The 12,917-nt window shown below is 36.4% G+C and carries 11 protein-coding genes and 1 riboswitch; of the genes, 2 read left to right on the top strand and 9 right to left on the bottom strand.

Translation table 11 applies throughout. From position 1 onward, the window contains the following. Positions 1 to 20 precede the first annotated feature (20 nt). Positions 21 to 686, bottom strand: coding sequence for a methionine ABC transporter permease (locus ILS93_RS26080; RefSeq protein WP_001261880.1), 666 nt, complete (start codon positions 684 to 686; stop codon positions 21 to 23). Further along, positions 676 to 1,695: a methionine ABC transporter ATP-binding protein gene (locus ILS93_RS26085; protein ID WP_046953719.1), complete on the bottom strand. Its 1,020-nt coding sequence runs from the start codon at positions 1,693 to 1,695 to the stop codon at positions 676 to 678. Before ILS93_RS26085 ends, ILS93_RS26080 begins: the two co-directional genes overlap by 11 nt. A 123-nt stretch (positions 1,696 to 1,818) precedes the next feature. Then, positions 1,819 to 1,923, bottom strand: a riboswitch (SAM riboswitch). A 239-nt stretch (positions 1,924 to 2,162) separates the two neighbouring features. Here ILS93_RS26085 and ILS93_RS26090 point away from each other — a divergent pair. Then, the gene (locus ILS93_RS26090) at positions 2,163 to 2,726 is read left to right on the top strand and encodes a cysteine hydrolase family protein (protein WP_064477275.1); all 564 of its coding nucleotides are present in this window, start codon (positions 2,163 to 2,165) and stop codon (positions 2,724 to 2,726) included. 232 nt (positions 2,727 to 2,958) lie between these two features. Here ILS93_RS26090 and ILS93_RS26095 read toward each other — a convergent pair whose 3' ends face one another. The 7 genes from ILS93_RS26095 to pcrB all read right to left on the bottom strand — a co-directional run bounded on the left by ILS93_RS26095 (position 2,959) and on the right by pcrB (position 12,047). After that, positions 2,959 to 3,108 (bottom strand): hypothetical protein, encoded by a 150-nt coding sequence (locus tag ILS93_RS26095; protein ID WP_000521652.1) that lies wholly within the window; start codon positions 3,106 to 3,108, stop codon positions 2,959 to 2,961. A 176-nt stretch (positions 3,109 to 3,284) separates the two neighbouring features. Then, entirely contained in the window at positions 3,285 to 4,832 is a 1,548-nt protein-coding gene (gene pruA, locus ILS93_RS26100; protein WP_000259557.1) for an L-glutamate gamma-semialdehyde dehydrogenase, read from the bottom strand. Between the two features lie 152 nt (positions 4,833 to 4,984). Next, positions 4,985 to 5,755, bottom strand: coding sequence for a TSUP family transporter (locus tag ILS93_RS26105; RefSeq protein ID WP_064477176.1), 771 nt, complete (start codon positions 5,753 to 5,755; stop codon positions 4,985 to 4,987). 96 nt (positions 5,756 to 5,851) lie between these two features. Then, positions 5,852 to 7,054, bottom strand: a complete 1,203-nt coding sequence (locus ILS93_RS26110) for a CamS family sex pheromone protein (protein ID WP_064477175.1) — start codon at positions 7,052 to 7,054, stop codon at positions 5,852 to 5,854. 16 nt (positions 7,055 to 7,070) lie between these two features. Next, positions 7,071 to 9,080, bottom strand: coding sequence for an NAD-dependent DNA ligase LigA (gene ligA / locus ILS93_RS26115; RefSeq protein WP_098103422.1), 2,010 nt, complete (start codon positions 9,078 to 9,080; stop codon positions 7,071 to 7,073). A 15-nt stretch (positions 9,081 to 9,095) separates the two neighbouring features. Next, the gene (gene pcrA, locus ILS93_RS26120; RefSeq protein WP_142315102.1) at positions 9,096 to 11,345 is read right to left on the bottom strand and encodes a DNA helicase PcrA; all 2,250 of its coding nucleotides are present in this window, start codon (positions 11,343 to 11,345) and stop codon (positions 9,096 to 9,098) included. A 12-nt stretch (positions 11,346 to 11,357) separates the two neighbouring features. Next, positions 11,358 to 12,047: a heptaprenylglyceryl phosphate synthase gene (gene pcrB / locus ILS93_RS26125; RefSeq protein ID WP_000272087.1), complete on the bottom strand. Its 690-nt coding sequence runs from the start codon at positions 12,045 to 12,047 to the stop codon at positions 11,358 to 11,360. A 336-nt stretch (positions 12,048 to 12,383) separates the two neighbouring features. Here pcrB and ILS93_RS26130 point away from each other — a divergent pair, with 336 nt between their 5' ends. Further along, positions 12,384 to 12,761 carry a YgaP family membrane protein gene (locus ILS93_RS26130; RefSeq protein ID WP_000812332.1) on the top strand — a complete coding sequence of 126 codons (378 nt, stop codon included), beginning with the start codon at positions 12,384 to 12,386 and terminating at the stop codon, positions 12,759 to 12,761. The last annotated feature ends 156 nt before the right edge of the window (positions 12,762 to 12,917 follow it).

A 12,917-nucleotide genomic window follows, 5' to 3' on the forward strand; every position in this document is an offset into this window, starting at 1 on the left:
TTCTTTTTCCCTCTTCCTTTTTATGATCTGCGTAAAAAGACTTTCGCAAAGTAGTTTCCTAAATTTTGAGCTACCTGTACAAGAATAATAAGTAAAACGACCGTTACGAACATAACTGATGTATCAAAACGTTGATAACCATATGTCATCGCTAAGTCACCAAGACCGCCACCACCGACAAGCCCAGCAACTGCAGAAAATTCAATTAAACCAACTGTCATAAACGTAACACCTAAAATCAATGGAGCTAACGCTTCTGGCACAAGAATTTCAAAAACAATTCTAAATGGTGAAGCACCCATCGCTTGAGCTGCTTCAATGACTCCCTTTGGAACTGAAACAAGATTTGTTTCAACCATTCTAGCAATACCAATTGATGCAACTAACGTCATTGGAAAGATTGCTGCTGCTGTTCCAATCGTCGTTCCGATAACACTTCTTGTTAGTGGGCTTAAAGCTACTAAGAAGATAATGAATGGAACCGGACGAATTGTGTTAATAATGATATTAAGAATAGAAAAGACCCATTTATTTTCTAAAAAGTTCCCTTTTCTCGTTACATATAAAAGTAAACCTAGAGGTATACCAAGAATTGTAGCAAATATAAGGGTTACAATTACCATTAAGAGGGTATCCCCCGTCGCATCTACTATGCGAGGCCAAAATATACTCCAATCAACTCGCATGAGCTTCTACCTCCTTCAGCTGCACTTGTAGTCGTAGATGTTGTAATGCTTTTTGAATTTCTTTCTGCTCACCTTGCAGTTCTACAAGTAGATTTCCAAATAGCACATTTTGAAGTTCAATAATATTTCCGTATAGTACGTTTACATCGACGTTATAGTTTTTCGCGATATATGATAGTACCGGCTGCCCTGTCTCTTCACCAGTAAATGTTAAGCGATAAATTTGTCCACCATTTTGAATTTTCCCTAGAACACTTTCCGGTAAATGATCATTAATAATGGAGCGTACAAAGTTTTGAGTTGTCTTTGTTTTTGGTTGTGTGAAAACGTCAAACAGTTTTCCTTCTTCAATAACCTTTCCCTTCTCCATTACAGCTACACGGTGACAAATTTCTTTCACAACATGCATTTCATGTGTAATGAGTAGAATCGTTACATTGTATTCTCGATTTACTTTCTTTAATAAGTTCAGAATCTCTGTCGTTGTTTCTGGATCTAAAGCTGATGTTGCCTCATCACATATAAGAATGTCTGGCGATGTTGCAAGTGCTCTAGCAATGCCAACACGTTGTTTTTGACCACCTGATAGTTGCTCTGGATAATAGTTTGCTTTATCTTCTAATCCTACAAATTTCAGCAGTTCGTTTACTCTTTCTTTTATCTCATTCTTTGGTACTTTCGCTAACCTTAATGGATAAGCAATATTCCCAAACACTGTTCTTGAATTAAATAAATTAAAACTTTGAAAAATCATCCCGATTCTTTGTCTTAACTTCCGTAATTCTTTCGTCGATAAAGATGTAATATCTTTATCATCTATTGAAATCGTTCCTGCCGTTGGTCTCTCTAACATATTTACTAGGCGTAATAACGTACTCTTTCCAGCGCCACTAAAACCAATGATACCGAAAATTTCGCCCTTCTCAACTGATAATGTTACATCCTCCACCGCATGAACAGATTGCCCACCTGATTCATATACTTTACTTACGTTGTTAAAAGAAATCATTTTCTTCCCTCCTATATGCTGTAAAAACTTGAAGTAGAGCTTTCGAGGTAAAATAAAAAGTGCTCTCCTTCTTATCAACCATAAAGATAAGAAGGAGAGCACTTATATGTACTCGTTCACATCTTCTCATCTTCCAAGCCTTTATAGGCTTGCTGGAGTTAGCACGGTATTAAAAAACCCGTTGCTGAGGTATCGTAGGGCCAGTCCCTCCACCTCTCTGGATAAGAATGTATCGATTTAATTGTCGTTTAATTAATTCTCATTATAGAACTCAGAATAATAAGAGTCAATACATTTTTTAGAAAATATTAATTATTTCTCTATTGAAATTTTCAAATAAAAAATCACATACAATAATGATTTTTAAAGTTATGTTAAATTCTCCTCCTTCATATTTTTTAAAAGGAGAATCCTCTCTATAAATTGAATACCATTATTTGAATATGAAATCGGAGGAAGATAAATATATGAAAACAGCTCTTTTACTCGTTGATATTCAAAATGATTATTTTCCACATGGAAAGATGGAATTGCGTAATCCAGTAGAAGCAAGCGAATATGCTAGTCAGCTGCTACAACTCTTTAGAACGAAAAACGAACCTATTTTTCATATCCAACATGTAGCAATAAAAGATGGCGCTACTTTTTTCCTACCCAATACAGAAGGTGTACATATTCATGAAAGCGTACGTCCACTTAGAGAAGAAACCGTTATACTCAAACATTATCCTAATAGTTTTCGCGAAACTGATCTTCTAGAACAATTACAACGTTTAGACATTAAGCACGTCGTCATATGCGGGATGATGACTCATATGTGTATTGATGCTACCGTAAGAGCTGCTTTTGATTTCGGCTTTCCATGTACCGTTATACATGATGCTTGTGCTACAAAAGATCTTTCTTTTAAGAATGCTACGATACCAGCCGTTTATATTCACAACACAATTTTGGCTAGTTTAAATGGAGTATATGCAAATGTAATGAGTACAGAGGAGTTTTTGGCTACAAAAAAACACTCCCTTCAGTGAGCAAAACCGAAAAGAGTGTTTCTTGTCAAACCATAGATTTTCTTTCAAATTGTATTATACAGGAAATCCTTAAAATGAATACTAAAAAATATGACTAATAAGTCAACTTTTCTCGTTGTTTTGTTTCTATTTACATGTTTATCCAGATATTAATAGGGTTTAGCTAGTTCTAATTACCGAATAGTAATATATGGTAATTAGAACTAGTTTCTCCTATCAAAAACGTAACATATTATTTATCTGTTTGTTTTTGCTTCTTTTTCAAATACTCCGCACGCAAATTTTCAATTTGCTGCTTTTTATCAAATTTGGCAGGCGTCTGTTTTTCATGAAACTTTGCCACAGCTACCTGACTCTTGTAATCCAATTGATATTTTCCCACTTTGTTCACCTACTTTTCTTGTCCGTAAAGAGAATCTATTCAACAAATATAATATATCTTATTTACTGAAGTAAACCTTATTAGTTTTTCTACGTATATCTATCTTAATTCACATATAGCAAGTTTTTCAAAAAAAAGAGATCTTCGCAGGCTGCGAAGATCTCTTCTATTATTTCTTATAAAGTTTCAGAAGTAGTTTTTGCTTGCATGTGAAGTGCTAAGTAGTCAGGGCCACCAGCCTTAGAGTCTGTACCAGACATGTTAAAGCCACCGAATGGTTGGTAACCTACGATTGCACCAGTACATCCACGGTTGAAGTATAAGTTACCCACGTGGAATTCTTCACGTGCTTTTTCAATATGGTCACGGTTGTTAGTAACAACAGCACCTGTTAAACCGTATTCTGTATTGTTTGCAATTGCAAGTGCATGATCAAAGTCTTTTGCTTTACAGAATGCTACTACTGGTCCGAAGATTTCTTCTTTCATTAAGCGAGCATCTTCTGCAACGTCAGCAACGATTGTTGGTTGGATGAACCAGCCTTTAGAATCGTCTCCTTCGCCACCTGTTAAGATTCTACCTTCCTCTTTACCAATTGCAACATAGCTCATTACTTTATCGAATGCAGCTTGGTCATTAACAGGACCCATGTTTGTACCTAATACAGCTGGGTTAGCAACTGTTAATTCTTTCGTTAATTCAACAGCACGATTTAATACGTGATCGTATACATCTTCATGGATTACTGCACGAGAACATGCAGAACATTTTTGTCCTGAGAATCCGAATGCTGATGCAACGATAGATTTAGCTGCTAATTCAAGATCTGCTTCTTTATCAACAACGATTGTATCTTTACCACCCATTTCAGCGATAACGCGTTTTAACCAAATTTGGCCTGGGTTTACTTTCGCTGCACGCTCATAAATACGGATACCTACATCACGAGATCCAGTGAAGCTCACGAAACGTGTACGAGGGTGATCTACTAAGTAGTCACCAACTTCAGAACCATTACCTGGAACGAAGTTTACTACGCCAGCTGGTAAGCCAGCTTCTTCTAATACTTCCATGAATTTCGCTGCTACTACAGGAGTTGTACTAGCTGGTTTTAGTAATACTGTGTTACCAGAAACTAAAGCAGCTGTTGTCATACCTGCCATAATTGCGAATGGGAAGTTCCAAGGAGAAATGATAACACCTACTCCTAATGGAATGTAAGAGAAACGATTATATTCAATTGGACGGCTTTCTACTGGAATACCGTCTTTTAATTTTAACATTTGACGACCATAATATTCCATAAAGTCGATTGCTTCTGCTGTATCAGCATCTGCCTCATTCCATGGTTTACCTGCTTCTTTTACAAGAATAGCAGAGAATTCATGTTTTCTGCGACGAACGATTGCTGCAGCACGGAATAAAATGTCTGCACGCATTTCTGGCTTTGATTTTCTCCAAGTTTGGAATGTTTCATCCGCTACTTGCATTGCTTTTTCAGCTAACTCACGGCTTGCTTTTGAAACGCGACCAACAAGTTCCTCTTTATTTGCAGGGTTTACAGAAACAATTTTGTCTTCTGTAGTGATTTTTTCTCCCCCAATAATTAATGGATAGTCTTGTCCAAGATAAGATTCTACTTTCTTTAAACCTTCTTCAAACGCTAATTTGTTAGCCTCCACTGAAAAATCTGTAAATGGCTCATGTTTGTATGCTACTACCATTTTTTTAGCCTCCCCTTAGAAAAACGTTTACATTTTACAACATTATTCTACACGATAATTTAGATTTATTCAAATATTCCTAGACTTATATTTTAAAAATTAATAAATTTTTAAAATATAATAAAAAAATAGAGTTATACAAAAGTATAACTCTACAAAATATGAGTATATTCCAAAACATTTTTTCCAATTAATAAAATAGTTACTAATAAAAATAAAGTCCTAACATATCCAACACCTTTTTGAACTGCAAACTTTGATCCAAAATAAGCACCTAAGATCATTGATAATCCCATAATAATACCGTATTCAAAATGAATTACGTCTAAAAATAAAAAAGTAATTAAAGATACGATATTACTAACAAAGTTCAAAAGTTTTCCAGATGCTGCCGCTTGAATAAAATCCAAACCAATTAATAAAAATGCAAAAATTAAAAAAGATCCTGTCCCTGGGCCAAAAAATCCATCGTAAAACCCTATCATTAAAATAACAAAGAAAAATATTAATGTTTTTCTTTTCGTCATCTTCTTATAGGTGGATACACTTCCCCAATCCTTTTTCGCAATAATATAAATGGCAATAAACACCAACATCACAAGCACTAACGGACGTAAAATATCCGGCGGAATAAACTTTACTACTAAAGCACCTGCGACCGCTCCTATAACAGTTAACGGGATTAACTTTCCTACAATTTTAAAATCGACCTTTCCTGATCGAATAAAATAAATTGCACTCGTAAACGTCCCCATCGTTGCCGCTAATTTATTTGTTGCAATTGCCGAAGCTGGTGGTAAACCAACAAACATAAGTGCCGGAAGCGAAATTAATCCTCCACCACCAACAACTGAATCAATAAAAGCTGCTAAAAAGCCGAATCCAATTAATAAAATAATGACTTGGAAACTTAATTCGTCCATGTGCCTTACCCCTTACCCCCATTATTTATAACATTTTAAATTATAACAAAATTATTCAAGAAAAAAAGCCGTTCCATAAAGGAACGGCCCTCCTATTTAATCTAAAATTTTCACAAACGGTTCATCTTGCTTCGCTTCACGTATAATAATCGCTTCTGGGCGTTCTACAGATTTAATCGTTACTTGTACTTTCATATAATTCGGGAAGTATTCCATAACAAGCCCGGCTACATATTGTGTAAAGCCTATTATTTCTGCTTTCCCATTAAACTGGACAGGAATATCAAGCTTTATTTCTCTTAATTCATCGTCTCTATACATACCAGTACCGATAACAGCTGTATAGTCGCCTTGGAAATAATCACTTAGTTTTGCTTTAAAGTTCGATACTCTCGCCAGATCTTCACGTTTATTATCTGTTTTCGCTTGTTCAGATGGGAACAAATAATATTTCTCATTAATTTGTTTCCAATCCTCAACCGTTTCACTGCCTTTTTCAACATTCGCATAAGAAACAAAGTTACCTGGCACGAGTGAAGCCTTTGGAGCCTGACGATAAATCGCAAATGTTATCGGAAGAGTTTTTGTTTCAGGATCTTCTTTATGCATAACTTTTATGATTTCTTGCGCCATTTTTTTCCCTTCAGCTAACATTTTTTCTTGTTCAATTTTAGCTTCACGCGGATAACCATGCTCTTCCTCATAATAATGAACCGAGTTCATCGCTAAGCCAACTACAATGCCTTGGCGCTCACCTTTCTCATCTTTCTCGTCTTTTTTCACATAATAATCATGCTCTAAAATATTTGAAATATATATTGGATTTTTTTTATTTTTTTCCTCTAATGATTCAGATCCTCCACCTAACGCTGGGTTTAACCCAATGTTTGGAAATTTAACTGCATCTTTTTTTAACTTGTCCTCTAGTTCCTTTTGTTCAGCATCTGTACGCTTTCTTTTAACAAGCATCTGCAAATTTTGAGTATCTAGAGCACTTCCACCTTTAAAGAAATGATCTTTCGTACTAAAGGATTCTTTTGCAATACGCATTAATCCTGTTTCAAATTCATCTATATCAAGACGATTACTTACTCCTTGTACAACTAAACCACGTGCAGCTCCTGCGTCAAATGGAATAGTCGTCTTATAATATTCATCCGAAATAGAGTACTTCGGAACGATTGCTTGTTCTTTTGCTTTCCCCGATTTCTCAACCACTTTTTCATCTTTATCGGCACCTGTACTACATCCACTTACGAGTAGGCCAAGGCTTAATACCGCTAATGCTATTTTTTTCATGGTAAGTTTGCACCTCTTACTTATTTAGCTCTTGTAAGAACCTCTCTTCATTCCAAACCTCAACATTATGCTTCTCTGCTTGTGCTAATTTTGAACCTGCCGCTTCACCTGCAACAACTAAATCCGTACTTTTACTAACACTTCCTGTTACTTTTCCACCTAATGCCTCAATCTTTTTCTTCGCTTCACTACGTCCCATAACTTCTAATTTCCCTGTTAAAACGACAGTTTTTCCTGCGAAGTACGACTCAACATTTTGTAAATCAGCAATTTTTATACCTTTGTACGCCATATTCACGCCATACTCTTTAAATTGTTGTAATAACTCTAATACGTCTTCATTATCAAAATACGTCACAACGGATTGAGCCATTTTTTCACCAATCTCATTAATTGCTTTTAGTTCTTCTTCCGTTGCTTTCACAAGTGCATCCATCGTTTCGAAATGCTCTGCAAATGTACGTGCTGCTTTTGCTCCGACATGGCGAATACCAAGACCAAATAATAATCGCTCTAATGAGTTGTCTTTAGAATTCTCAATTGCTTGTACTAAATTCGTTGCTGATTTTTCACCGAATCTTTCTAGCTGTAATAATTGCTCTTTCGTCAACGAATATAAATCAGCGAATGTACGAATGTAATCAGCATCAAAGAGTTGTGTAATGACACGCTCTCCAAGTCCATCAATATTCATTGCATTTCTTGAAACGAAATGGATTAATCCTTCTCGAATTTGAGCCGGACAAGTGGGATTTATACAGCGAAGTGCTACCTCTTCTTCTAAACGAACTAGTTCACTCTCACATGCTGGGCAATGCGTCGGCATATGATATTCTTCTTCCTCACCAGTACGCTTATCAAAAATAACGTTCACAACTTCAGGAATAATATCTCCTGCCTTCTTCACAACAACATAGTCACCAATTCGAATGTCTTTTTCACGAATTAAATCTTCGTTATGTAAAGAGGCACGACGAACGATAGTACCAGCCACTCGCACTGCCTCTAGCTCTGCAGTCGGTGTTACAACCCCTGTGCGACCAACACTTAATTCAATACCTGTTAATCTTGTTATAACTTCTTCAGCCGGGAATTTATAAGCAATCGCCCATCTTGGACTCTTTGCTGTAGTTCCTAAACTTTCTTGAAGAGCAACATCATCTACTTTTATAACGATTCCATCGATCTCATAATCAAGATACGGACGTTTTTCTTGCCATTCTTCTACATAAGCTATAACTTCTTCAATTGTTTCACATGTACGACGATTTGGATTTGTTTTGAATCCAAGTTCACCTAAGAAATCAAGCGATTCACTATGTGATGGAATTGTTTTTTCTTCTACATTCGCAAGACCGTACACAAACATAGATAAGTTACGCTTCGCTGCAATTTTTGGATCAAGTTGGCGTATTGAACCTGCTGCCGCATTACGCGGATTCGCAAATACATCTTCACCATTTTGTTCTTTTTCTTCATTTAACTTAACGAATGAACGCTTCGGCATATAAGCTTCGCCTCGTGCTTCTAACGTTACTTCTTCATTTAAACGGAGCGGGATCGCTTTAATCGTTTTTAAATTTTGGGTAATATCTTCACCTGTTACACCATCACCACGTGTTGCCCCTTGAATGAAGCGTCCTTTTTCATAATGAAGTGAAACAGCAAGTCCGTCAATTTTTAATTCGCATATATATCTTACATTCGCATCATCAATTCCTTGGCGTACTCGTCGGTCGAAATCACGTAAATCTCCTTCGTTAAATGCATTTCCTAAACTTAACATCGGTGACTTATGTGTTACTTTTTCAAATATATCAAGAACAGTTCCCCCAACGCGAATGGAGGGAGAGTCTTCACTCATAAACTCTGGATTCTCTGCTTCTAATTTTATAAGCTCCTGCATATTACGGTCATACTCCGCATCAGAAACAGAAGGATTGTCTAATACGTGATACTGATAGTTAAATGTATTTAACAAATCACGCAGTTCTTCTATACGTTGTTTTGCTATCTCTTTTGACATATCCTCATTCCTTTCCTATTGTTTCGTCACAGGTGCAAATTTAGCTAACAAACGTTTAACACCAATTGGGCTTGGGAACGCAATATCTAATTCTTTTGCATCACCTTCACCTTTTACACTGACAACTGTACCGACTCCCCATTTTTGGTGGGAAGCTTTATCACCTACTGCCCAGCCAATTTGCTCGCCGCCTGTCGTCTTAGCTGCAGGACGCGCGAAAGCTGAACGAGAGCGTGTTGTGGTTGTAGTTGTCATTTTACTTGTAGTTGTCGTTCTGCCTTTTGCACCAAACGAAGTTTCACGCTTTGGCGCTGTTTCATTTAACGATTCTACTAGCTCTGCCGGGATTTCTGTAATAAATCGAGAAGCAGCGTTCATACTTGTTCTACCAAATAAAGTACGCATTTGTGCATTAGATAAATATAACTCTTCTTCTGCACGAGTAATACCTACATAAGCAAGGCGACGCTCTTCTTGCATTTCATCTTCTTCCATTAGAGAACGAGTATGCGGGAATATTCCTTCCTCTAACCCAACAATAAAGACAACTGGGAACTCTAATCCTTTCGCTGAGTGCATCGTCATTAAAATAACTTCCTCACCAGTAGTTGGATCTTCATCGACACGATCAATATCAGCAACAAGCGCTAAGTCTGTTAAGAATGCAACAAGGCTCTTATCTTCGCTTTGAGATTCAAATGTTTGCGTAACAGATAAAAACTCATCTAAGTTCTCTAAACGACCTTCTGCTTCTAAGGTACGCTCGTTTTTCAACATATCGCGATAGCCTGTTTTTTCAATAACTTCTTCTACCAATTCTGTAACAGATAAATACTCTTGCATATTTACCCAGTTGTGTAATAAACCAGCGAATTCTTTTACTGCCTTTGTAATTTTTGCACTTACTCCAACATGCTCAATCTCATCGAATACAGCAGTTAATGAAATTCCATTTTGTACACCGTAATTAATAATTTTATCGATAGAAGTCGCACCAATTCCGCGCTTTGGCATGTTAATAATACGTGCGAAACTAATCTCATCATCTGGATTCCCAATTAAACGTAAATACGCCAAAATGTCTTTAATCTCTTTACGATCGTAGAACTTCGTACCGCCGACAATTTTGTAAGGAATATTAGATTTCAGGAAAATCTCCTCGACCATACGAGACTGCGCATTTGTACGATATAACACTGCAAAATCAGTATATTTTCGTTTTCCCATTTGAATATCGTCACGAATTTTTTTCGCAACAAAATATGCTTCGTCTTTTTCCGTCGCAGCACGGTAATATGAGATTTTGCTTCCAACTTGATTGTCTGTCCATAATTTTTTCGGTTTACGGTTTGAATTTTTTTCAATAACAGCATTCGCTGCATTTAAAATATTTTGTGACGAACGATAGTTTTGTTCTAACAGAATAACTTGCGCATTCTCATAGTCTTTTTCGAATGACAAAATGTTAGAAATGTCAGCCCCGCGCCAGCGGTAAATAGACTGATCTGAGTCACCTACAACACATAAATTTTTAAAACGTGCTGCTAAATGTTTTACAAGAAGGTACTGCGCTTTGTTCGTATCTTGATACTCATCCACGTGAATATATTGGAACTTACGCTGATAAAACTCTAGTACTTCTGGAACACGTTCAAATAGCTGAATCGTTGTCATAATTAAATCATCAAAATCTAATGAGTTATTTTTCAGAAGACGTTTTTGATATTCTGTATATACATCGCTCGTTAATTTTTCATATGGATCAGCGATTGTAATTTTTTTCGCATATTTATCTGCAGATAACAATTCATTTTTCGCATTACTAATACCAGCTAAAATAGAGCGCGGCTCAAATTTCTTCGGATCAATATTGCGCTCTTTCATAATTTTTTTGACTACAGTTAACTGATCGCCTGAATCTAAGATTGTAAAGTTACGATTAATACCAATACGATCGATATCACGTCGTAAAATACGTACACACATAGAGTGGAACGTAGAAATCCAAATATCTTCTGCTTCTGGTCCGACAAGTGTATCAATACGCTCGCGCATTTCACGAGCCGCTTTATTTGTAAAGGTAATAGCTAGTACATTCCATGGCGCTACACCTTTTTCACCAAGTAAAAACGCAATACGATGTGTTAACACACGTGTTTTACCACTACCTGCACCTGCCATTAATAGAAGTGGTCCGTTCGTTGTTTGTACTGCTTTTTGTTGCTGCGGATTTAAACCATTTAATAACCTATCTGTCTTACTCATATACGCCTGCACCTACTCTCCTTTTACTGCTTTAACTGTTTTTAACGCTGCTTTTATATCATCATAAATAATATTTCCAACAACTACTGTATCAGCGTATTGTGCCATTTCCTTCGCTTGTTCAGCATTAGAAATACCGCCGCCATAATATAACTTCGCTTGTTTTAATTCTGCTTTTACATTTTTAACAAGTTCACTGTCTCCATACGTACCGCTATATTCTAAGTAAAATATTGGTAATCGCAATAACTTGTCTGCTAAACGCGCGTATGCAATCACATCATCTTCTGTTACATCACATTTCGCATCTGTAAGTTGGGCTACTTTCGCTTCAGGATTTAAAACACAATACCCTTCCATGAAAATTTCGTCCCAATCCATAATATCCCCAAATTCTTTCAAAGCCTCATGATGAACGCCTGTTACCCATTCTACTTTTCGGCTATTTAAAACGCTTGGGATATAATAAAAATCAAATCCTGGTGTAATTGCTTCCACATCAGAAACCTCTAACACACAAGGAACCGCATATCTACGAATGCTAACTAGCATGTGTAGTACATTATCAATTGTCACTCCATCACTTCCGCCTACAATAACAGCATCTGTTCCAGACTCACAAATCATTTCTAAATGTTCGTCACTTAACTCCTTATTCGGATCAAGCTTAAATACATGTTTCCACCCGGAAATATCGTACATGAAAACACCCTTTCTTTTCTCTAGTTATATATTTCTGGTCAAAATAACAGTTTATTTTCATCAGGATTTTTTTAACTTCATCTTAAATATTTGTTTAAAACGGAGAATTAAGTTTGGAATTCCCTCTTCCATAGTTTTTCAAACGAGAGGATTTAATTTTGAATTTCCTTTTGTGCATTCTTTCATTATAACAAAAAAAGCTACTTACACACACGCACATTCCAACATCTTTTTCAACGTCAAATGTTGGATTACATATCCCAAAAATCACACGGGATACTAATAAGAGAAATAGTATTATCTATTTCAACTTTCATAAAAAGGAGTGTTTTTCTAATGAAGCAAAACATCGGTACAATAAATGCCCTAATTCGAATTACACTCGGACTTATCCTCTTCGGCTGTAGTAGTGCTAAACTTGTACGCAAGCCGTGGTGCACTTGGTCTAACGTCTTGCTATGGATTGGTGCAATGAAAATCGCAGAGGGAATTGTTCGTTTCTGCCCCGTTGTTGAAATGTGGAAATTCGGAAAATACATGAATATGGGGGCATTTAAAATGCCTAGCATGAATTTTACTGAAAAGGGACATGCTAAAGAAGAAGTGAATCAAACTTCCAATCACGACAAACCACAGTCAAATGGAAGTTTTGACGCTTCTGACAAAGAGATTGAGTCAGCGATTGAAGATATAATCCTGGCAAAACCGCTTTGAATCATTTGTCACGATGCAAGATGCTCTCAAGGGGACTTAGCTGCTGCAGTGGGCGGTTAAGTCTTCTTTATTTTACCATAAAACAGAACATATATTCTTGTTTCGGACCTCAAAATATACATAAGAGATACCTTATCAATAATTTCAGAAAATTAG

The sequence above is a fragment of the Bacillus sp. 16GRE42 genome (assembly GCF_019837435.1).
Classification (GTDB): Bacteria; Bacillota; Bacilli; order Bacillales; family Bacillaceae_G; genus Bacillus_A; species Bacillus_A wiedmannii.

What these genes read in the sequence shown, in the direction of transcription:
- ILS93_RS26080 (WP_001261880.1), bottom strand. Translation starts at nt 686, where the DNA reads ATGCGAGTTGATTGGAGTATATTTTGGCCTCGCATAGTAGATGCGACG.
- ILS93_RS26085 (WP_046953719.1), bottom strand. Translation starts at nt 1,695, where the DNA reads ATGATTTCTTTTAACAACGTAAGTAAAGTATATGAATCAGGTGGGCAA.
- ILS93_RS26090 (WP_064477275.1), top strand. Translation starts at nt 2,163, where the DNA reads ATGAAAACAGCTCTTTTACTCGTTGATATTCAAAATGATTATTTTCCA.
- pruA (WP_000259557.1), bottom strand. Translation starts at nt 4,832, where the DNA reads ATGGTAGTAGCATACAAACATGAGCCATTTACAGATTTTTCAGTGGAG.
- ILS93_RS26105 (WP_064477176.1), bottom strand. Translation starts at nt 5,755, where the DNA reads ATGGACGAATTAAGTTTCCAAGTCATTATTTTATTAATTGGATTCGGC.
- ILS93_RS26110 (WP_064477175.1), bottom strand. Translation starts at nt 7,054, where the DNA reads ATGAAAAAAATAGCATTAGCGGTATTAAGCCTTGGCCTACTCGTAAGT.
- ligA (WP_098103422.1), bottom strand. Translation starts at nt 9,080, where the DNA reads ATGTCAAAAGAGATAGCAAAACAACGTATAGAAGAACTGCGTGATTTG.
- pcrA (WP_142315102.1), bottom strand. Translation starts at nt 11,345, where the DNA reads ATGAGTAAGACAGATAGGTTATTAAATGGTTTAAATCCGCAGCAACAA.
- pcrB (WP_000272087.1), bottom strand. Translation starts at nt 12,047, where the DNA reads ATGTACGATATTTCCGGGTGGAAACATGTATTTAAGCTTGATCCGAAT.
- ILS93_RS26130 (WP_000812332.1), top strand. Translation starts at nt 12,384, where the DNA reads ATGAAGCAAAACATCGGTACAATAAATGCCCTAATTCGAATTACACTC.